This is a genomic window from Caulobacter rhizosphaerae, assembly GCF_010977555.1.
GTDB lineage: Bacteria > Pseudomonadota > Alphaproteobacteria > Caulobacterales > Caulobacteraceae > Caulobacter > Caulobacter rhizosphaerae.
The window spans coordinates 162,822-183,293 of sequence record NZ_CP048816.1 but is presented as its reverse complement, the minus strand read 5'-3'; the positions used below and the strand labels follow the sequence as shown (position 1 = coordinate 183,293).

Here is a 20,472-nt window from a genome sequence, read left to right as displayed (position 1 = left end):
CTACTGCAGGTTCACGAACGCGCCGCCGTCGACCAGCAGGGCCGCGCCGGTCACGTACTTGGCGAGATCCGAGGCCAGGAAGACGATCGGCCCGGCCAGGTCGTCGGGCTCGCCCAGGCGGCCCAGCGGGATGCGGCCGGCCATGTATTCGCGCTTGGCGACGTCGGCCAGGTCTTCCTTGTTGATCGCCGTCTCAATGGTGCCCGGCAGCACCGAGTTGCAGCGGATACCGTACTTGCCCAGCGCGATGGCGGTCGACTGCATGAGACTGTGCACGCCGGCCTTGGTCGGGGTGTAATGGGTCTGCATGCCGCCACCGACCAGGGCGCTGATCGAGCTGACCGCGATGATGGCGCCGCCCTCGCCCTGCTGAACCATCTGATTGGCCGCCGCCTGCACCATGTAATAGGCGCCGAACAGATTGACCTTCATCGTCCGCTCCATGACCTCGGGCGGCATGTCGAGGAAGGCGTGGAACGGGCAGATGCCGGCGTTGTTGACGAAGACGTCGACCCGGCCGAAAGCCGCGACGGCCGCATCGACGAAGGCTTGAGCGGTCTCGACCTTGGCCACGTCGCCCTTCACGGCGATGGCGCGGCGGCCCAATGAGCGGATATGGGCGACCGCCTCCTCGGCGCCCGCGTCATCGGCATGGTAGTTGATCGCCACGTCCGCGCCATGCCGCGCGCAACCGATGGCCGCCGCCTTGCCGATCCCGCCCGAGGCGCCGGTCACCAGCACCACCTTGTCCTTCAGAAGCATGCCTTCTCCTAGCGTTCGGGCGCGGCGGCGGGCCGCGACTTTTGGGGGGAGGGGAGAACCGTCGACCTGTCGGGCGCGCGCCAGCCCAGGTCGCGACTGATGGCCCAGGCCGTCTCCAGAACGTCGGACGAGAGGCCGTTCATGCGCGCATCGTCCATGTATTGGCGGGCGCTGGTCAGGCTGATGGCCGCGACGATCTTGCCCTCGACGTCGCGGACGGGCGCGGCCACGCACCGGACGTGATCGGGATTTTCTTCCAGATCGAAGGCCACGCCCGTGGCGCGGTAGGCGGCCATGCGACCAAGCCATTCGGCCAGGCCGATCGGATAGTCCCGCCCCTCCGCCTGTTCGGTTTGGTAGACCTCCACCAGCCTGTCTTGGCTGGCGTCCAGCAGGAGCGCCTTGCCAAGGCCGGTCGAGCGCAAAGGCTGTCGCTCGCCGATCCGCGAACTGATGTCCACCCGCCGGGACCCGGCGATTTTGTCGAGATAGAGCACCTTGTCCTGGTCGAGGACGCCCAGGTGGACGGTGTCGGCGCTGCGCGAGGAGAGCACTTCCAGATGCTCTCGGGCGCTTTTGGCCAGATTGGTCTGCCGCGAGGCGATGAAGCCCAATTCCAGCAGCTTGGGACCCAGCGCGTAGCCCACGCGGGGCGTGAAGCTGAGATAGCGGTGCTCGACCAGGGTCGTGGCCAGTCGGTATGTCGTGGTGCGCGTCAGGCCCAGGGTCGCGGCCAGATCGCCCAATTCGACATGGCCGCGGCTGACGGCGTTCAGGACCTCCAGACCGCGAACCAGGGTTCGGCTGGCGGCCTTGGTCTCGACCTCGTCGGCCGTCGGATCGGGAGCGTTCGAAATTTCCATTCCGTGGTTGCCATAACCAACAAATGGAACTTATACAAGCAAACACGACTGATCGTAATTGAGAGCGCGGCGTCGAGTCGCCGGTCCTGGAGTCGAGCCCGGGGCCGGCGCGATCGCGCTACAAACAAGCCGTCAGTCCTGTTGAAATCTCTTGAGGTCGTCGAGGTTGGGATGCCGTTTCCGTTGATCAAGCAGGTTCGGGCCTATGTCGTGCGCGGCGGCGGCGCCGACTATCACGACCAGGGCGAAGGCCACTGGATCGACGATCACATCGCCACGCCGATGTCGCGCTATCCGGAATACCGCCAGAGCCGCCAGAGCTTCGGGATCAACGTGCTGGGCACGCTGGTCGTCGAGATCGAGGCCGCCGACGGCACGGTCGGATTCGCGGTGACCACCGGCGGCGAACCCGCCGCCTACATCGTCGAAAAGCACCTGGCCCGCTTCCTGGAAGGCCGCAATCCGGCCGAGGTCGAGAAGATCTGGGACCAGATGTACTTCTCCACCCAGTACTACGGCCGCAAGGGCCTGGTGGTGAACGCCATCTCGGGCGTCGACCTGGCCCTGTGGGACCTGCTGGGCAAGCTGCGCCAGGAGCCGGTCTACCAGCTGCTGGGCGGCAAGGTCCGCGACGAGCTGACCTTCTACGCCACGGGCGCGCGTCCCGACCTGGCCAAGCAGATGGGCTTCATCGGCGGCAAGATGCCCCTGCACCACGGCCCGGCCGAGGGTGAGGAAGGCCTGCGCAAGAACCTGGAAGAACTGGCTGTCATGCGCGAGCGCACGGGCGAGGACTTCTGGCTGATGTTCGACTGCTGGATGGCGCTGGATCTTAACTACGCCACCAAGCTGGCCCACAAGGCCCACGAGTACGGCCTGAAGTGGATCGAGGAAGCCCTGAGCCCCGACGACTACTGGGGCTATCGCGACCTGAAGAAGAACGCCCCCAAGGGCATGCTGGTCACCACCGGCGAGCACGAAGCCACCCGCTGGGGCTTCCGCATGCTGCTGGAGATGGAGTGCTGCGACATCATCCAGCCCGACGTGGGCTGGTGCGGCGGCATGACCGAGCTGGTGAAGATCTCCAACCTCGCCGACAGCCGCGGCGTGATGTGCATCCCGCACGGCTCCAGCGTCTACAGCTACCACTTCGTCACCACGCGCCATAACAGCCCGTTCGCCGAGTTCCTGATGATGGCCCCCAAGGCCGACGGGGTGGTGCCGATGTTCCACCCGCAGCTGATCGGCGAACCCGTTCCGGTGAACGGCAAGCTGAAACTCTCCGACGCGCCGGGCTTCGGCGTCGAACTCAATCGCGAGGTCGGTCTGCACCGGCCTTACGCCCGCTAGACCTCCCTGAAGGCAAAGACCCATGAAACTCCTCCGCTACGGCCCCAAGGGCGCCGAGAAGCCCGGCCTGCTCGATTCCGAAGGCCAGATCCGCGACTTGTCCGGCGTGATCGCCGACATCACCGGCGCGACCCTGACGCCGGCCGGCCTGGCCGAACTGGCCGCCATCCCGCTGTCGATGTTGCCGGTGGTCCAGGGTGCCCCGCGTTACGGTTGCCCGATCAACGGCGTCTCCAAGTTTATCGCCGTGGGCCTCAACTTCGCCGACCACGCCGCCGAGTCGAACCTGCCGATCCCGGAAGAACCGGTGCTGTTCACCAAGGCCGTCAGCTGCCTGCAGGGCCCCAACGACCCGGTGATGATCCCGCGCGGTTCGGAAAAGACCGACTGGGAGGTCGAGCTGGGCGTCGTGATCGGTTCGCGCGCCTCGTACGTCTCCGAAGCCGAGGCCCTGGACCACGTGGCCGGCTACGTGCTGATCAACGACGTCTCCGAGCGCGCCTTCCAGATCGAGCGCGGCGGCACCTGGGACAAGGGCAAGGGCTGCGACACCTTCGGTCCGGTCGGCCCGTGGGTTGTGACCGCCGACGAGGTCGGCGATCCCCAGAACCTCGCCATGTGGCTCGACATCAATGGCAAGCGCATGCAGGACGGCTCGTCCAAGACGATGATCTTCGGCATCGCCAAGCTCGTTTCCTACATCAGCGAGTTCATGACGCTGGAACCGGGCGACCTGATCACCACCGGCACGCCTCCCGGCGTGGGCCTGGGTCAAAAGCCCGTGCCTGTCTATCTGAAGGCCGGCGACGAGATCCGCCTGGGCATCGAGAAGCTGGGCGAGCAGCGCCAGATCGTCGTGGCCTGGTCCAAGGACGGCGCCCAATGAGCCGGTTCGCAGGCCGCTTTTCGGGCCGCCGCGCGGTGATCACCGGCGGGGCCTCGGGCCTGGGCAAGGCCGTGGCCGCGCGCATGGTCGCCGAGGGCGGCCAGGTCGTGCTGTGGGACCTCGATCAAGCTCTCCTCGACAAGGCCGTGGAAGAGGTCGGGGCCCTGCGCGGCGTCGCGCTGGATGTCTCCGATCCGGTCCAGGTCGCCGCGGCGGCGGCGACCGCCCAGGCGGCCCTGGGCGGCGTCGACATCCTCGTGGCCTCGGCGGGCATCACCGGAGCGACGGTTCCGGTCACCGAGTTTCCGCTCGATAACTGGAAGCGGGTGATCGACATCAATCTGAACGGCGTCTTCTACTGCTGCCGTGAACTGGCCCCGCTGATGCTCGCGGGCGGCTATGGCCGCATCGTCAACGTCGCCTCGGTGGCGGGCAAGGAAGGCAATCCCAACGCCAGCGCCTATTCGGCCTCCAAGGCCGGCGTCATCGGCTTTACCAAATCGCTGGGCAAGGAGCTGGCCGGCACGGGCGTGATGGTCAACGCTCTCACCCCGGCCGCCTTCGAAACCCCGATCTTCCTGCAGATGCCGCAGAGCCAGATCGACTACATGAAATCGAAGATCCCGATGGGCCGCTTTGGCCAGGTCGAGGAGAACGCGGCCATGATCTGCTTCATGGCGTCGGAGGAGTGCAGCTTCACCACGGCGGCGACCTTCGACACCTCGGGCGGTCGAACCACGTTCTAGGGGAGGGCGTCCATGGCCTACACCGGCCCCATCGTGGATCCCCACATGCATCTGTGGGACCTGGACCGGCACTACTACGGCTGGCTGCAGGACGAGCCGCTGCCGCACAATCCGGCCGGGGACACCTCGGGCATCGCCTACAGGTCCTATGGTCTGGACGACTATCTGGCCGAGACGCGGGGCTGGAACGTCATCCAGACCGTGCATGTCGAATGCGGCCTGCCGCCCAAGGACCAGCTGTCGGAGACCGACTGGCTGCAGGAGATCGCCGAGCGCCGGGGATTTCCGCAGGCCATAGTCGCCGGCGCCTGCCTGGAACTGCCCGACGTCGAGCCGCTGCTGGAGGCGCACGCCGCCCGCAGCAACGTCCGCGGGGTGCGCCAGATCGTCAACTGGCACACCAACCCGCTGAAGACCTACACGCGACGCGATCTCCTCAAGAACCCCGCCTGGCGGGCCGGCTTTGGCCTACTCGCCAAGCATGGCCTGTCGTTCGATCTGCAGCTCTATCCGGCCCAGATGTTCGACGCCGCCCGCCTCGCGGCCGACCATCCCGACACGCCCATCATCGTCAACCACGCCGGCATGCCGACCGATCGCGACGCGGCGGGTCTGGCGGTCTGGGCGACGGGGATGGACGCCCTGGCCGCCGCGCCCAACGTGTCGGTCAAGATTTCCAACTTCGGCGGGGTCGACCGCAATTGGTCGGCGACGGGCATCGAGACCTACGTTCACCAGTTGCTCGACTATTTTGGTGTCGAGCGCGTGATGTTCGCCAGCAATTTCCCGGTCGATCGCGTCCACGGCGCGTTCGGCAAGCATTTCGCCGCCTTCGACTACGCCTCGCGCGGCCTCAACGCCGGCGAGCGCCAGGCGGTCTTCGCCGACAACGCCGCCCGAATTTACCGCCTCTAGACCACCGACCGCGCCAAGCCGCCGCCAGAGCGGCTGGAGGAAAGCCACAATCGTTCGCCCCAAGCGACGCCAGGAGATCGACCTATGACCCCCAACCCCTTGCTGGGCGTGCTGTTCCACTGGCTCGGCGGCCTGGCCTCGGCCAGCTTCTACGTGCCCTATCGCGGCGTGCGCCGCTGGTCCTGGGAGATCTTCTGGCTGACGGGAGGCGTCTTCTCCTGGCTCCTGGCCCCCTGGACCATCGCCTTTCTCCAGACCAAGGACCTGGGCGGGGTCATGGCCCAGGTTCCCCACTCGGTCGCGGGTCTGTGCGTCCTGTTCGGCGTGCTGTGGGGCTTTGGCGGCCTGACCTACGGCCTGACCATGCGCTATTTGGGCCTGTCCCTGGGCATGGCCGTGGTGCTGGGCCTATGCACGGTGTTCGGCACCCTGATCCCGCCGCTCGTACAGGGCGATTTCGCCGACAAGCTGCTGGCGACGACCTCCGGCCGGATCATCCTGCTGGGCCTGCTAATCACGATCGCCGGCATCGTGGTGGTGGCCCTGGCGGGGGCGCGCAAGGACGCGGCGCTATCCGAGGACGCCAAGAAGGCGGTCATCGCCGAGTTCGACTTCAAGAAGGGCGTGGCCGTGGCGATCTTCTCGGGGATCATGTCGGCCTGTTTCGCCTTCGGCCTGGCGGCTGGCGAGCCGATCAAGGCCCTGTCGGCGGCGGCCGGCACCGGCCCGCTGTGGACCGGCCTGCCGGTTCTCTGCCTGGTGATGTTCGGCGGCCTGATCACCAACGGCCTGTGGTGCGGATTTCTGATCCTGCGCAACAAGAGCGCGGGCCAGTGGATGGGCGCGGTCAGCCCGGCGGAAGTTTCCGACAAGCCCGAGGTGGCGGCCCTGAAGCGCTCGCCCTTGCTGGTCAACTACCTGCTGTGCGCCGTGGCCGGGACGGCCTGGTACTTCCAGTTCTTCTTCTACACCATGGGCGAAAGCCAGATGGGCAAGTTCGGCTTCTCCAGCTGGACCCTGCATATGGCCAGCATCATCATCTTCGGCACCGTCTGGGGGTTCGCGCTGCGGGAGTGGAAGGACGCCCGCCCGGCGGTCAAGGCCGCCGTGTGGAGCGGGGTGGGACTGCTGATCCTGGCCACCATCGTCATCGGCTACGGCAACAAGATCGGCGCGACCTGAGGCCGCCGGCCATCAGTCCAAAATGACGTTCGTGGAGAACCCGATGCCCCTCTCGAGCGACCCGCGCGGCCTGCTCCTGGCGCCACGCCGCCCAGGCCTGTCGCGACGAGGCCTTCTGGCCCTGGGCGGGGCCGCGGCCCTGGGATCGGTCGCGACCGCCCGGACCGCTTGGGCCGGCGGCGCGCATTTTGACTGGACCCTGGCGGGGCCCGACGCGGGGGGATTCAGCGCCGCGGGCCTGGCGAACGTTCGCGCGACCATCCAAAAGCACATCGAGGCGGCCGACACCCCAGGCGCGGTGAGCGCCATCGTCCGCAACGGCAAACTGGTCTGGTACGAAGCTCTAGGCTTCCGGGATCCGGTGGCGGGCGAGCCCATGCGCAAGGACGACATCTTCCGGATGATGTCCTCGACCAAACATGTCACCGCCATCGCCGTCCTGATGATGATCGAGGACGGAAAATTGTCGCTGGACGACAAGGTCAGCCGCTTCATTCCGACCTTCAAGGACATGAAGGTGGCGGTCTTGCCGCCCGGCGTGACCGACATTTCCCAGGCCCAGCTCGTGCCGGCCGAGCGCGAGATCACCATCGAGCACCTGCTCACCCACACCTCCGGCATCACCAGCGTCGGCGACAAGCTCTCGCCGAGCCCGGCCGCCGCCCTCAACAGGATCCAGCGCGCCCCGGACGAAACCTTGGAGACCTGGACCCGCAAGCTGGGAACCGCGGTGCTCGACTTCCAACCGGGAACCAGGTTCAGCTATTCCCCGACCGACGCCCTGGATGTGGCGCTGCGCATCGTCGAAATCACCTCGGGGCAGCCGGCGGACGTCTTCCTGCGCGAGCGCCTCTTCGAACCGCTCGACATGCGTGACACCGGCTTCAACCTCTCGGCCGCGCAGACCTCGCGCCTGGTCAAGATCTTCGGTCGGATCAACGGACAGTGGTCGGCCCAGGATCACGTCTTCGGGCCCGGTCCGTATCGCTATTTCTCGGGCGGCGGCGGCCTCTTTGGCACCGTGCACGACTTCATCAATCTGGAGTTCATGCTGCTCAATCGCGGTCAGTTCAACGGTCGCCGGATCCTGCGGCCCGAAAGCGTCGCCCTGATGACCCGCGATCACGCCGGCGCCCTGTTCCGGCAATGGATTCCGCCGCTCACCGCCGGCCATGGATTTGGCCTGACCGTGCGGATCGTCGAGGATCCGGCCAAGGCCAACGGCCGGGGCGTCGGCGCCTTCGGCTGGGGCGGCGCCTACGGCACCGACAGTTGGGTCGATCCCCAGCGCCAGATGGTCGCGGCCTTCTTTCAACAGGTCAAGCCGCTGACCTTCGCCGTCGAAAACGATTTCGAGAAGGCCGTTCACGCCGCCATCGTAAGCTGACGCCGTCCGAAGGCCGATGACGTCCACGGTCCCGGCTTTCGTCCTTTCAGGTTCAACAGCGCGTCAGCGCCTCGGCTCGGTGTTGGCCCGCGCCAAGGCCCCATGCGTCGCGAGCCATCGCTCCAGGGCGTCTGTCCAGCCGTCGACCGGCAGCCCCTTGGCGCGCATCCCAAACCCATGCCGCCCCTGCTGATAGAGGTGAAGTTCAGCGGGTCGACCGGCCTTGGTCCACAGATCAAACAGTCGCTCGCTGCCCTCGACGGGGACGGTCTCGTCGTCCTGGGTCGCGACGATGAAAAGCGGCGGCGCGTCCTTGGCGACGGGCCGTTCGACCGCGGCCATGCCGTAGATCGGCGCGGCGAAGTCAGGCCGAACATCCTGGGCCCCCTCGAGCACCAGGCCCATGGTCGTGATCGCGCCGGCCGAGAAGCCGATCATCCCCACGCGATGAGGATCGACACCCCATTTCGCGGCGTCGGACCGGACCCTTCGGACGGCCTGGCCGACATCGGCCAGCGCCAACTGCCGCCCAGGCTCCAGGACCCGGCGAAGAAACTCCGCGGCGCTTTTCGGCGCGGGGCCGGCCGGCGGCGTCACCTTGCCGACCCTATATTTGACAACAAAGGCGGTGACCCCGCGCGCGGCGAGCCAGCGGCCCGCCTCCAGGCCCTCGTGGTCCCAGGCCAGGGCCGCGAACCCGCCCCCGGGCACGACCAGCATCGCCGCGCCCGTCGCCTTGCCAGGCTCGGGTCTGATCACCGTCATCGTGGGCTGACTGACATCGACGACGACACCGATCGACCCGATGCCGGGCAGGTCCACCTGCTTGTAGGTCTCAGGCCCCGAGACATCGACCGACAGCGGCGCAGGCCCCGGCCAGAGGGGGACGATCTCCTCTTGGCGGCCCGAAGCCGCCAGAGGGGCGACGGGGGAGGGGGCGACCAGCGACGCCTGACCGGGCCTCGCGGCGATGGCGGGAGGGACGATCGCCCAGGCCGCGCCCAAGGCGACCAGGGTCATCACGGTTGATCGGTGCGCGCGCATGGTCAGGTTCCCCAAGGTCGTCCCGCGGCGGCGGGAGGCTCCGAGCGACAGGCTTGATCGGAGGGCCGACGCGGAACGCCCAGCATTGGATAACGCGATCGCGTGAGTAAACAAGCGATCTTGACCGCTTTTTAATTTTACACAGCCTCAGAAACAGTACTCACTGCTTGCAATTGAATCGCCGAGAGCTAGGCTGCGCCGAAAAGGGGGGCGCGGGCCTCAAATCGGTCGCGGAGGAGGCGAGCACCTTGGGGACAACCCAGAACTTGACGCGCACCATGGCCGCCCTGGTCCTGTGCGGAGCGCTCGCCGCCTGCGCCACCGCGCCCGATGGCGCGACGCGTCGTCGACCGGCGGCGGACTTCGCCTCGGTTCGGACCGGTGTCGAGGCGGACCTCGCCGAGCATCGCTATCCGGGCGCGGCCTTCGCCATCGCGCGTCGCGACAAGGTGCTCGACATCGAGGCCGTTGGCCTGGCCGACACCCAAACCCGCTCGCCAGTGCGCATCGACAGCATCTTCCAGCAAATGTCGATGACCAAGCCCGTCACCGCGGTCGCCGTGATGATCCTCGTGCAGGACGGCAAGCTCGATCTCGACGCGCCGGTCAGCAAGGTGCTTCCGGAATTTCAGGGCTTCGGGCCGGCCGGGGCCCCGCCCCTGACCCTGCGCCACCTGCTCACCCATACGAGCGGCATTGGCTTTGGCTCCTTGCCTTTCGCCCCCAGCACCCTGGAGCAACGGGTGCACGCCACGGCGATGGCCAAGCGGACCGTGCCGGCCGGAAGCGCCTGGGCCTACAGCGGCGTGGAAGGCGCGGATGTCGCCGCCCGTGTCGTCGAGGTCGTCGCCGGCGAACCGTACGACGCCTTCGTGCGACGCAAGATCTTCAGCCCGCTCGGCATGAAGGACACCGGCTATAGCCTGAACGTCGAGCAGAAGGGACGTCTGGTCGGGCTCTACGAGGCCAAGGCGAGCGCCCTGACGCCGGCCAAGCCGATGTTCCCGCCCCTGACCTATCCGTCTGGCGGCGCGGGCCTCTATTCCACGGTGGGCGATTACCTTCGTCTGGCCCAGATGCTGGCCAACGACGGCGCGCTCGACGGCGTGCGGATTCTCAAGCCCGCCTCGGTCGCCGAGATCCGGCGCGCACAGATCCCCGCGGGTTTTCCCGGCCTTTCGCCGGGGCTGGACTACGGCCTGATGGTCCGGCGTATCGGCGACCCGGTCGCGGCCGGGTCGCCCCTTCCGGCCGGGGCCTATGGCTGGAGCGGCGCCTATGGCACGCACTTCTGGGTCGATCCGACCACGGGCCTGGCCGCGGTCTGGATGATCAGCCTGAGCAACGCCGGCGGCGCCGGCTCGCCCGACGCCCTGACGTTCGAGAAGCGGGTGACCCAGGCCTGCCAGCGCAATCGGCGCTGTGGCCAATAGACCGGAGGAGGCGCGATGAACCCGATCGCTCGCCGCGGCCTGCTGGGCCTGGCCGCCGCCGGCGCTGTAAGCCCGGCTCTAGCCGCCGCCCCGGCCGCGCCGCCACGGCGCACGCCTGGCCGGCCGCTCCCCAACCCCATCCAGCCGGTGGTCGAGACCCAGGGCGGACGGCTTCGAGGCGTGGAGAGCGCGGGGGTTCGCATCTTCAAGGGCGTGCCCTATGGGGCCACGACCGCCGGGGCCAACCGTTTCCTGCCGCCGCGCCCCGCGCCCGCCTGGGCGGGCGTGCGCGACGCCCTGGCCTTCGGGCCCCAGTGCCCGGTTTCGCCCGCCTCCAGTCAGGACGGCCCCCTGGTCGAAGCGCCCGAGGACAGCTTCCTGCTCTACCGGAACTATTTGCCGCATGTTCCGCACGAGGATTGTCTTCGTCTCAACGTCTGGGCCCCGAGCGGCGCGGGTCGGCGACCGGTCATGATCTATATGCACGGCGGCGCCTTCGCGGCCGGATCCGGACATGACCTTCTGGCCTACGATGGCGAGAACCTGGCGCGTCGCGGCGACGTGGTCGTCATCACCCACAATCACCGCCTCAACCTCTTCGGCTATCTGGATCTGTCGGGCTTCGGCGGCAAATGGTCGGAATCGGTGAACCTTGGCCTGCAGGACATCGTGGCGGTCCTGCGCTGGGTGCGCGCCAACGCGGCGGCCTTCGGCGGCGATCCGGACAACGTGACCCTCTTTGGCCAGTCGGGCGGCGGCGGCAAGGTCCAGGCCTTGATGGCCATGCCCTCGGCCAGGGGGCTTTTCCACAAGGCCATCGTCCAGAGCGGCGCGATTCCCGGCTTCGGCGTGACCAGCAAGGACGCCGCCGCGCGGCTGACCCGGGCCGTGCTCGACGACCTGGAGATCGCCGACGGCGACCTGGATCGGCTCGCCGGCCTGCCGACGGACGCGCTGTGCCGCGCGGCGGGCGCGGCCGGCCGTTTCCTGCAGTGGTCGCCGGTGGTCGACGGCGCCGTCCTTCCGCATGCGCCCGGCTCAACGGAGGGTCTTGCCCCAGGCGTGCCCCTGATGGTGGGCACCGTGCTCAATGAGCTGGTCAATCCAGTGGGGCGCGCCGACAGCGAGCGCTATGACGACGTCGCGCTCCTGGCCGACGCCTCCAAGGCCTATGGGGCGCGCGGCGCGAGGATCGTGGCGGCCTACCAGAGCGCCCATCCCGATCGGGCGCCGATCGAGTTGTGGTGCGCGATGCAGACCGCCGGCATTCGCGACGCTGCCTATGCCCTGGCGGACCGCAAGCACGCGGTCGACGGCAAGGTCTGGCAATACCTTTTCACCTGGCGCACGCCCATGCTCCAGGGCCGTCCCAAGACCTTCCACAGCGCCGAGATCGCGTTCGTTTTCGACAACGCCGGTCTCTGCGTGAACCAGACCGGCGGCGGGCCGCAGGCCCTGCGCCTGGCCGGCCAGATGGCCGACGCCTGGTGCGCTTTCGCCAGGCGCGGACAACCGGGCCATCCAGGCCTTCCCGACTGGCCCACTTTCGGCGCCGACCGCGCCACCATGATTTTCGACGCCCCGTGCCGTGTCGCGCCCGAGCCGGAAGGGGCGGCCGTCAGGCTAGCCCTGGCGAAGGCCTAGACCCGCAGCGCGGCCAACGGATCAAAGGAGTTCAAATGCGTCACATCCTGTTCGCCACCGCCGCCCTGCTGGGCGCTGGCCTCGCACACCCTGCTCTGGCGCAACGGATCGACGCCAAGACCTTCGCCAGCCCGCCGGCGCAGTATCGCCCCACCATCACCTTGGACGAAGGCTCGGGATACAAGGGCCCCCTCGATGTCGTCGCCAAACGCGCGATCTTCGAGCTCGACGCGGGCGGGATCCTGATCAATCCGCAAGGCGACCCCAGCCGCAAGAAGCCGTTCGACACCGCCGGCCTGATTAAGATGCCGATCGGCTTGCTGGACCGCTATCCGGCCCACGCCTCGCCCTGGTTGCCCAAGGCGCTGCCGGGGGAGGCGCGGTTTGGATCCTATCTCGCCGACGGCAAGGCCGGTCCGGGCGAGGCGCCAGGTCTTGGTTACATGACCCCACAATGGTTCTCCGCGGTCCAAGGCGTCCTGGATCAAGCCCGACGCGAGGGTCGCTATGTCACCTATTACGACGAGGCCGGCTTTCCGAGCGGCAGCGCCGACGGCACGATCCCGGCCAAATACTATCGCAAGCTGATCCGGCGGGAGGAAACGACCGTTTCGGCCTCGCAGCCCTACCGCCTGGACCTGGAGAGCGCAGAGCGGCCAACGGCGGTCGTCGCACTCAACACCGCCAACAACGAGCGCGTCGACCTGCTGGCCAACGCCAAGGGCGACCGGATCGATTGGGTCGCGCCATACGGCAATTGGCGTGTCCAACGGTTTTACATCGCCACCGCGGCGGCCAAGGGCATGAGTCCGGACTACTACGCCACGGCCGACTACCTCGATCCTGAAGCCACGCAGTGGTTTATCAAGGCCAGCTACGACCGCGCGCACGAGACCCTGGGCAAGGCGTTCGGCGAGACGATCAAGTTCACCTTCTTCGACGACGTCGGCATCCTGATGGACGAGAAGACCTGGAACCCGGCGATCGCGACGCGTTTCGAGGCGCTGACGGGTCGGCCGGCGGCCCTCTATTATCCCGCGCTTTGGGCGGATATCGGCCCCGACACCGTCCCCGCCCGGGTCGGGTTCTTCAAGGCTCGGGCCGAGATCCTCGGCGAGACCTTTCCCAAGCTCATCACCGACTGGGCGCATGACCACGGCGTGAGGTCCACTGGCCACGCACCGGGCAACTATGATCTGCAGCCGACCGACACCATCGGCGACCCCTTCAAGTTCTATGGCCATACCGACGTGCCGATGGCCGACGTGCTCTGGGGCGTGGGCTTCGCACGCAGCGGCTTCAAACTGATCAGCTCGGTCTCGGCCGAGCGCGACCTGCCGCTGACGGCGGCCGAGGCCTTCAGCATCGACAACGACGCCAACGGCTACCGACGGACCATCGAGCTCTTCGTCCGGGGCTTCAACCATTTCGTCCTCGGCGGGCGCGAACCCTCCAAGCCGATCGGCACCGGCGCGGACCTGGTGCGCTGGACCGGGCGCAGCGCCTACCTCCTGCAGGGCGGCCGCCATGTCGCCGACATCGCCGTGATGTTCCCCATCGAGTCGCTGCAGGCCTTCTACAGCTTCAACGCTCCGGGCAATTCCGCGGACCTGCCGACCGGCGCCTACGCCTATGCCGACGCCGACTATCAGGCCGTCGGCGAGATGCTGCTGAGCGACCTGCACCGGGACTTCACCTTCATCCATCCCGACGCGCTGGCCGGCGACAAGTTGCAGGTCAAGGGCGCGAGCCTGGAGATGAGCAACAAGATCAACCGCGAACAGTTCAAGGCCGTGGTCCTACCGGGCGGGGAGGTGATCTCCGTCGCGGCACTGGCCAAGATCAAGGCGTTCTGGGACGCGGGCGGCGCGGTCGTCGCCACCTCCAAGCTTCCGTCGCGATCGGCCGAGTTTGGCCAGGACGCCAAGATCGGCGCGATGGTCGCGGCGATATTCGGAGGCCCGGACGCGGCGGCGGGAGACGTGCATCGCAACGCCGCCGGCGGTCGCGCGGTGTTCCTGGCCAAACCGAGCCCCGAAAGCCTGGCGCAGGCGCTCGATGCGCTCAAGCTGACGCCGGATGTCGGGTTCGAAGGCCCGATCGCCACCAAGGGGATCGGCGTGTTCGGCTATACCCATCGCCAACGCGATGGCCGCGACATCTACTATTTTGGCAATTCCAGCGACGGGCCGGTGCAGACCCTCGTCACCGTGCGCGGCCGGCTCGACAAGGCCGCGTTCTGGAACCCGCACGACGGCAAGACGACCGCGATTTCGGGTCTTCGTCATCTGGAGGGTCCGGACGGTCCCAGAACGCAGTTCTCGCTGCGCGTCGAGGCCCTCTCCAGCCTGGCCGTGGTCGGGGTCCAGAAATAATCCCGCGCGAGCGCGCCGTCGCGGCGCGTTCGCCGCGGGGCGAGCGCCCGTTCAGGCGCTCACGGCAGATGCGTTTTCCACCGATATCGGTGAACGGAGCAGGACGATGAGCGGCCTACAACGGCAATCGATCATGGCCACCCAGCGCGCGGCGCTGCTGGCCGGCGGCGCGGCTTTGGCCCTGGCGGCCGCGGTCGCCGCCGGCCACGCCGCCGCGCCGACGCAGGCCCGCCCCGTGGCCAAGGCGCTCACCCTTCAGGAGGCGACGGCCTGCAAGGCGCTGACGGGCAGAACATTCGGCGACACGCGCGTGGAGCGCGTCGAGATCGTGTCGGCCGGGCAAAAGGGCGGTCGCAACCTGTTCGGGTCGAGCAGGGCCATCGTGCCGTTCTGTCGTGTGCATGCGGTCGGCTCCTCGGGCCCCGGTTCCTCGATCCGGATCGAGGTGCTGCTGCCAGCGACGTGGAACGGCAAGCTGCTCGGCGTCGGCGGCGGAGGATTGAGCGGCGGCCTGAGCGGATCCACCGGAGCCCTGATGCGCGAGCTGGCGCGCGGCTACGCGGGCGTGGCCAACGACGCGGGCCACACCGACGCCAAGAAGGCCGCCTGGGGGATCGGTTCGTCGGCTCGCATCGAGGATTTCGGCTACCGGGCCAATCACGTCGCCGCGCTCGCCGGCAAGGCCATCGCCTCGGCCTACTACGCAAGACCCGTCGAACGAAGCTACTTTTCCGGCTGCTCCAACGGCGGTCGCGACGCCCTGATGCTCGCCCAGAGATTTCCCGACGACTATGACGGCATCGTCGCGGGCGCGCCGGCGATAAACTGGACCGGCCTGATGGCCACCGCCCAGGTCAATTACCGCCTCTACAAACAAACCCCCGGCGCCGAGAAGCTGCCCGCCAAGCTTTCGCTTATCCGTTCGGCCGTCATCGCCAAGTGCGACAGGCTCGATGGCGTCGCCGACGACGTCCTGGAAAATCCGCTCGCCTGCAGGTTCGATCCGGCCGAATTGCAGTGCAAGGCCGGCGAGACGTCCGACAAGTGCCTGACGCCCGCCGAGGTGCAGGTCGCCCGAGCGATCTATCGCGGGCCGCGCACCCAGGACGGCGTCCAGGTGCTGCAAGGTTTTCCCTTGGGCAGCGAACACGGCAAGTCGATCATCCCGATCGTGGGCTGGGCGCCCTGGTTCTTCAACGGCCCCAAGGCCGGTGTGCGGCTGAGCGACGATTTCTATAGCGGCCTGGTGACCCAGAACCTCGACTGGGACCCCCGGACCTTCGACCTCGAACGCGATTATCGGCTGGCCAAGACAAGGGTCGGCGCGGCCCTGGACGCGCTTGATCCGGATCTTCGCCCCTTCGCCGCCCGCGGCGGCAAGCTCATTCTCTTCCAGGGCTGGGAGGACCCGGCCATTCCGGCCGGCAGCACGCTGGACTACTACGCCGCGGCCCGCGATCGCCTGGGCCCGGCCAGCCAAGGCAGCGTGCGCCTGTTCATGGCGCCGGGCATGGCCCATTGCTCCCTGGGCCATGGACCCGACACCTTCGACATCATTCCGGTGATCGACGCCTGGGTGTCGGCCAACACCGCGCCCGACACCATTCTGGCCGCCAAGCATGACGGCCAGCTTGGGCTGCTCTTCGGAAAGCCCGGCGACATCGTCCGTACCCGGCCCCTGTGCCCCTGGCCGGCCACCGCCCACTACAAGGGTTCGGGCTCGACGGACGACGCGGCGAACTTCACCTGCAGGGTCGAGCCTGGCCAGGGCGCGAGGCTTGAGCATCCCAGTCCTCGGGGGGCCTGACACGCGGCGGGTTCACGGGGTGGTCCGCGCATATAAAAAACAAAGTGTCCTGCTTTTAATGATACATCATCGGCCGAACCGTCGAAGATGGATCCGACGGATTCGTCAGCGTTCGCGCCAGAACAAATGGGTGGAAAGTGAACTATCAGTCGTTCCCGGCGCAGCGCGCCGCGAAGGGGGAGGGACAAGGCCAGGCGCGCCTCGGTCCAGGCCGCATCGCCAGCTATGGAGCCGGCGACTTCGCCTTCAACCTCAGCTTCGCCTTCTCCTCACTGTTCCTGCTCTACTTCTATACCGACGTCCTGGGCCTCAGCGCCAAGACCGCCGGCCTGATCATGATGGCGGCGCTGATTTGGGACGGGATCGCCGATCCGATCATCGGGGCGATCGCCAACCGCACGCGGACACGGTGGGGCCGGTATCGGCCCTACATGCTGTTCGGCGCGGTTCCGTTGGGCCTGGCCGTGGTGGCGATGTTCCTGCCGTTGAACCTGTCCGGCGCGGCGCTGGCCGCCTACGCCCTGGCCAGCCAGGTCCTCTACCGCACCGTCTTCGCCACGGTGAACATTCCCTACATCGCCCTTTCGGCGCGACTGACGCTGGATTCCGACACCCGCGGGCGTCTGGCGGGGGCGCGGATGCTGTTCGCGATCGGTTGCGGCGTAGCCATGGCGGCGCTGACCCTCCCGCTGGTCAAGGCCTTTGGCGGCGGTCAGGCCGGGTTCCTGGCGGTCAGCATTGTCTACTCCACCCTGGCTGCGGCGGTGCTGATCTTCTGCTTTCTACGGACCCAGGAGACGGTCGAGGAAGACCCGCACGACAGCCCCGACCTGGGTCTCCTGCTCAAGTCCCTCTGGGTCAACAAGCCCTTCCTGCTGCTGCTGCCGGCCACCATCCTGGGCTCGACGGCCTACACGATGTCCGGCAAGGCGCTCGTCTACTACCTCAAGTACTGGGGCGGGTCCGAAGCCATGGTGACCTTGGGGCTTGTGACCACGCTGGGCCTGGCGGCCCTGAGCCTGCCGGTCTGGATGACCCTCTCCAGACGCCTGGACAAGCGCACGACCTGGCTGCTGGGCGTGGCGATCAATGTCGCCGCCTATCTTGGCGTCTATCTCCTGGCGCCGCGGCAAGGTCCCTTGCTGTGGGCGCTGCTGGCCGCCACCGGCGTGGGCAACGGGGCCTTCGTGCTGACCTTCTGGTCCATGCTCCCCGATACGGTCGAATACGGCGAGTGGAAGACGGGAATTCGCTCCGAAGGGGCGATCTTCGGCCTGATCAGCTTCGCCCAGAAGGTCGCCCTGGGCGTTGGGACCGGTTCGATCGGCCTGTTGCTCGACCAGTTCGGCTATGTCGCCAACGCCGCCCAGTCAGCCAGCACCCTGCACGGGATCGTGGCGATGTACGGGCTTGGCCCGGCCCTGTTGTTCGCCGCCAGCGCGGCGGCCATCTGGTTCTATCCGATCGACGCGGCGACGCACGGGCGTCTGGTCCGCGCGATCCAATGGCGTCGGGTTCGCCGGAGCGGCCGGGTGTCACACAACAACCAAAAGCCACACTAGGAAGGGCGCCAGGATGAAACTAAGCGAGGGCATCGCCGGCGAGACGGCGACGACGCCGCGCGCGGCGGGAATCGACCGCCGCGGTCTTTTGGCGCTGGGGGGCGGCGCGGCCCTGGGCGCGCTGTTTGGCACCCCAGCGACGGCGGCCGGCAACGACCACTTCGTATGGAAGCCGAGCGCGCCCCAGGCCGGCGGCTTTTCCGCGTCGGGACTGGAGGGCGTGCGCGCCGCCATCCAGGGACAGATCGACGCCGGGATCATCAGCGGCGCGGTCAGCGCCGTCGCCAGACACAACAAGCTCGTCTGGTGCGAGGCCCAAGGTCTGGCCGATCCGATCGCCAAGATCCCGATGCGCAAGGACGCGATCTTTCGGATGATGTCCTCAACCAAACACGTGACCGCCGTGGCGGTCCTGATGATGGTTGATGAAGGCAAGATCGCCCTGGACGATCCCATCAGCCGCTTCATTCCCGAGTTCAAGTCCATGAAGGTGGCGGTCCCTGTCCCGGGGACGAAGGATCCTTCGCAAGTCACGCTCGTCCCGGCCGAGCGCGAGATCACCGTCGAAAACCTTCTGACCCACACATCGGGGCTGCCGGCCGTCGGCGGCTTTGGCAAGGACGATGTGGCCTCCCCTGGCAGACCTCAGCATGCCCTGACCGACACCTTGGCCACCTGGACGCCAAAGCTGGCGACCCTGCCGCTGGAGTTCCAACCGGGCAGCAAGTTCAACTACTCCCCCCTGGAAGCGCATGGGACGGCGTTGCGGCTGGTGGAAATCGTCTCGGGACAGCCGGCCGAGGTCTTCATGCAGGAGCGTATTTTCCAACCGCTGGGCATGCATGACACCTATTTCAATGTCCCGGCGCGCAAGCAGAACCGTATCGTGCCGCTGGTCGACCGCGTCGATGGACAATGGGCTTATGCCGACGCGCTGCTGGGCCGTACGCACATGAGCTACATCGCCGGTGGCGGCGGGCTGCTCAGCACCGTGCGCGACTTCATGCTGTTCGACCTGATGCTGCTCAACCGCGGAAGCCTCAACGGCCAGCGTATCCTCAAGCCGCAGACCGTGGACCTGATGAGCCGGGATCATGTCGGCGCGCTCTTCAAGCAATGGATTCCGCCGATCACGGGACACAGCGGTTTTGGCCTGTCGGTCCGGATCGTCGAGGATCCGAGCAAGTCGAATGGGCGCAGCAAGGGCGCCTACGGTTGGGGCGGGGCCTACGGCACGGAGACCTGGGTGGAGCCCGAGCGCGACCTCGTCGCCGCGTTCTTCATCCAGTTGGCCAAGCCCCCTTTCGCCAGCCAGATACCCTTCGAGACGGCCATGCAAAAGGCGCTCGTCGCCTAGAGTCCGAAAGGGCCGGCCGGGGCCGGCCCGGGCCGGAGGCCGGCGCGCTATTTGCGAGCCGACGACGGCCGAGGCTTGGCCTTGGGCTTGGCCGGGGCGGGGGCTGACGCGGCGGCCGGAGCACTCGCGCGCTTGACCGCCGGCTTCGTCCGGGCCTTGGCCGGCTCCGCGGTCTTGGCCTTCGGCGCCTTGGCGGCCGCGGGCTTGGGTTTGGTCTTCGACGGCGCGGCGGCGGGCGTCGCTCCGCCGGCCTTGGGTGCGAAGACACCCGTTTCCATCCCCGCCCGCAGCAGACGCTGCAGAAGCGGGATCGCGCCGCGCACCCCTTCGTCGCCCGGATTGAGAACGTTGATGATCGACAGCCCGCGGATGGCGCCGACGATCAGTTGCAACAGCGCCAGGGACGGCCCGCGCGGAAACTCCCGCGCCAGCTGATCCTGGGCGCGGGTGTGAATCTGGGCGAGCAGGGGCGTGAGCTTGTCGGCCAGTTCCGGATCGCTACGCGACCCCTGCATGATCTCCAGGACCGCCACGCCGGCCGGCCGGCTCAAGACCTGCCAGGTCGCTTCAGGATAGGCCAGCAGGCGCTCACGAGGGTCATCGATGCCCTCGAGCAGCTTGTGATAGAGGTCGACCTCGTCAGCGAAGGTCTCCTCGACCACGAAGGCCATGAGATCGGCCTTGGACGGGAACTGATGCAGCATCGCGCCGCGGCTCACACCGGCTTCCTCGGCGACATTGATGGTCGTCGTCGCGCCATAGCCGTGCTCGTAAAGGCACTTGATCGCCGCCTCGAGCAGCACGGTCCGCGTCGTGGCGCTCCGTTCGGCCTGCGTGCGGCGCTGTCGTTTCTCGGTCACGTTCATCCCCGTCATCGCCACGTCGTCAGCCCTCGGTTGGGCGATTCTCCCGGCCATTATGCACTCAGATTCAAGGCAATGGCGTCCAAACCCGCATCTTCGGTCAACTTAGACTACTTGCGCGCCGCGGCTCGGGCAAATCGACACGGCGCACCGAACCTCGCCTAACCCGGAGGGACATTCAAACCAGCGCCCCGAAACCCCGGCGCCGGCCCATATAAAAGCAAGACAACTTGTTTTTTATTTCCCGAAATGCGATGAGATCGAAAACAAACCTGGGGAGAAGGCCCATGCGAACC

General features: G+C 67.5%; 16 protein-coding genes. 12 read left to right on the top strand and 4 right to left on the bottom strand.

From position 1 onward, the window contains the following. A complete protein-coding gene (gene lra1 / locus G3M57_RS26880) occupies window positions 1-762 on the bottom strand; it encodes an L-rhamnose 1-dehydrogenase Lra1 (protein WP_163233982.1) in 762 nt (253 codons plus the stop codon). Between the two features lie 8 nt (window positions 763-770). Further along, window positions 771-1,625, bottom strand: coding sequence for an IclR family transcriptional regulator (locus G3M57_RS26875; protein WP_163233981.1), 855 nt, complete (start codon window positions 1,623-1,625; stop codon window positions 771-773). Window positions 1,626-1,796: 171 nt separating this feature from the next. Between G3M57_RS26875 and rhmD the strand changes: the two genes are divergently transcribed. From rhmD to G3M57_RS26845, 6 genes are all read left to right on the top strand, one after another. Then, window positions 1,797-2,975, top strand: coding sequence for an L-rhamnonate dehydratase (gene rhmD, locus G3M57_RS26870; protein WP_163233980.1), 1,179 nt, complete (start codon window positions 1,797-1,799; stop codon window positions 2,973-2,975). Window positions 2,976-2,997: 22 nt separating this feature from the next. Further along, window positions 2,998-3,861 (top strand): fumarylacetoacetate hydrolase family protein, encoded by an 864-nt coding sequence (locus G3M57_RS26865; RefSeq protein WP_163233979.1) that lies wholly within the window; start codon window positions 2,998-3,000, stop codon window positions 3,859-3,861. Further along, complete coding sequence (locus G3M57_RS26860) at window positions 3,858-4,607, top strand: SDR family NAD(P)-dependent oxidoreductase (RefSeq protein ID WP_163233978.1); 750 nt, start codon at window positions 3,858-3,860, stop codon at window positions 4,605-4,607. Before G3M57_RS26865 ends, G3M57_RS26860 begins: the two co-directional genes overlap by 4 nt. A 12-nt stretch (window positions 4,608-4,619) precedes the next feature. Next, complete coding sequence (locus G3M57_RS26855; protein WP_163233977.1) at window positions 4,620-5,522, top strand: amidohydrolase family protein; 903 nt, start codon at window positions 4,620-4,622, stop codon at window positions 5,520-5,522. An 84-nt stretch (window positions 5,523-5,606) separates the two neighbouring features. Next, window positions 5,607-6,704 carry an L-rhamnose/proton symporter RhaT gene (gene rhaT / locus G3M57_RS26850; protein WP_163233976.1) on the top strand — a complete coding sequence of 366 codons (1,098 nt, stop codon included), beginning with the start codon at window positions 5,607-5,609 and terminating at the stop codon, window positions 6,702-6,704. Window positions 6,705-6,747: 43 nt separating this feature from the next. Then, window positions 6,748-8,091 (top strand): serine hydrolase domain-containing protein, encoded by a 1,344-nt coding sequence (locus G3M57_RS26845; protein WP_163233975.1) that lies wholly within the window; start codon window positions 6,748-6,750, stop codon window positions 8,089-8,091. Between the two features lie 63 nt (window positions 8,092-8,154). On the opposite strand, the gene G3M57_RS26840 is transcribed toward G3M57_RS26845, so the two are convergent. Beyond that, entirely contained in the window at window positions 8,155-9,135 is a 981-nt protein-coding gene (locus tag G3M57_RS26840; RefSeq protein ID WP_163233974.1) for an alpha/beta hydrolase, read from the bottom strand. 266 nt (window positions 9,136-9,401) lie between these two features. Here G3M57_RS26840 and G3M57_RS26835 point away from each other — a divergent pair, with 266 nt between their 5' ends. The 6 genes from G3M57_RS26835 (at window position 9,402) to G3M57_RS26810 (ending at window position 19,313) form a co-directional block, all read left to right on the top strand. Continuing rightward, window positions 9,402-10,568 (top strand): serine hydrolase domain-containing protein, encoded by a 1,167-nt coding sequence (locus G3M57_RS26835; RefSeq protein ID WP_163233973.1) that lies wholly within the window; start codon window positions 9,402-9,404, stop codon window positions 10,566-10,568. 15 nt (window positions 10,569-10,583) lie between these two features. Beyond that, a complete protein-coding gene (locus tag G3M57_RS26830) occupies window positions 10,584-12,212 on the top strand; it encodes a carboxylesterase/lipase family protein (RefSeq protein ID WP_163233972.1) in 1,629 nt (542 codons plus the stop codon). A gap of 35 nt (window positions 12,213-12,247) precedes the next feature. Beyond that, a complete protein-coding gene (locus G3M57_RS26825; RefSeq protein ID WP_163233971.1) occupies window positions 12,248-14,587 on the top strand; it encodes a glycosyl hydrolase in 2,340 nt (779 codons plus the stop codon). A 106-nt stretch (window positions 14,588-14,693) separates the two neighbouring features. Further along, window positions 14,694-16,394 carry a tannase/feruloyl esterase family alpha/beta hydrolase gene (locus tag G3M57_RS26820; protein WP_163233970.1) on the top strand — a complete coding sequence of 567 codons (1,701 nt, stop codon included), beginning with the start codon at window positions 14,694-14,696 and terminating at the stop codon, window positions 16,392-16,394. Window positions 16,395-16,531: 137 nt separating this feature from the next. Beyond that, window positions 16,532-17,956: an MFS transporter gene (locus tag G3M57_RS26815; protein ID WP_163233969.1), complete on the top strand. Its 1,425-nt coding sequence runs from the start codon at window positions 16,532-16,534 to the stop codon at window positions 17,954-17,956. 88 nt (window positions 17,957-18,044) lie between these two features. After that, window positions 18,045-19,313 (top strand): serine hydrolase domain-containing protein, encoded by a 1,269-nt coding sequence (locus tag G3M57_RS26810; protein ID WP_244322646.1) that lies wholly within the window; start codon window positions 18,045-18,047, stop codon window positions 19,311-19,313. A gap of 47 nt (window positions 19,314-19,360) precedes the next feature. Here G3M57_RS26810 and G3M57_RS26805 read toward each other — a convergent pair whose 3' ends face one another. Beyond that, window positions 19,361-20,173: a TetR/AcrR family transcriptional regulator gene (locus G3M57_RS26805; RefSeq protein ID WP_163233968.1), complete on the bottom strand. Its 813-nt coding sequence runs from the start codon at window positions 20,171-20,173 to the stop codon at window positions 19,361-19,363. Between the last annotated feature and the right edge of the window lie 299 nt (window positions 20,174-20,472).

What these genes read in the sequence shown, in the direction of transcription:
- lra1 (WP_163233982.1), bottom strand. Translation starts at nt 762, where the DNA reads ATGCTTCTGAAGGACAAGGTGGTGCTGGTGACCGGCGCCTCGGGCGGG.
- G3M57_RS26875 (WP_163233981.1), bottom strand. Translation starts at nt 1,625, where the DNA reads ATGGAAATTTCGAACGCTCCCGATCCGACGGCCGACGAGGTCGAGACC.
- rhmD (WP_163233980.1), top strand. Translation starts at nt 1,797, where the DNA reads ATGCCGTTTCCGTTGATCAAGCAGGTTCGGGCCTATGTCGTGCGCGGC.
- G3M57_RS26865 (WP_163233979.1), top strand. Translation starts at nt 2,998, where the DNA reads ATGAAACTCCTCCGCTACGGCCCCAAGGGCGCCGAGAAGCCCGGCCTG.
- G3M57_RS26860 (WP_163233978.1), top strand. Translation starts at nt 3,858, where the DNA reads ATGAGCCGGTTCGCAGGCCGCTTTTCGGGCCGCCGCGCGGTGATCACC.
- G3M57_RS26855 (WP_163233977.1), top strand. Translation starts at nt 4,620, where the DNA reads ATGGCCTACACCGGCCCCATCGTGGATCCCCACATGCATCTGTGGGAC.
- rhaT (WP_163233976.1), top strand. Translation starts at nt 5,607, where the DNA reads ATGACCCCCAACCCCTTGCTGGGCGTGCTGTTCCACTGGCTCGGCGGC.
- G3M57_RS26845 (WP_163233975.1), top strand. Translation starts at nt 6,748, where the DNA reads ATGCCCCTCTCGAGCGACCCGCGCGGCCTGCTCCTGGCGCCACGCCGC.
- G3M57_RS26840 (WP_163233974.1), bottom strand. Translation starts at nt 9,135, where the DNA reads ATGCGCGCGCACCGATCAACCGTGATGACCCTGGTCGCCTTGGGCGCG.
- G3M57_RS26830 (WP_163233972.1), top strand. Translation starts at nt 10,584, where the DNA reads ATGAACCCGATCGCTCGCCGCGGCCTGCTGGGCCTGGCCGCCGCCGGC.
- G3M57_RS26825 (WP_163233971.1), top strand. Translation starts at nt 12,248, where the DNA reads ATGCGTCACATCCTGTTCGCCACCGCCGCCCTGCTGGGCGCTGGCCTC.
- G3M57_RS26820 (WP_163233970.1), top strand. Translation starts at nt 14,694, where the DNA reads ATGAGCGGCCTACAACGGCAATCGATCATGGCCACCCAGCGCGCGGCG.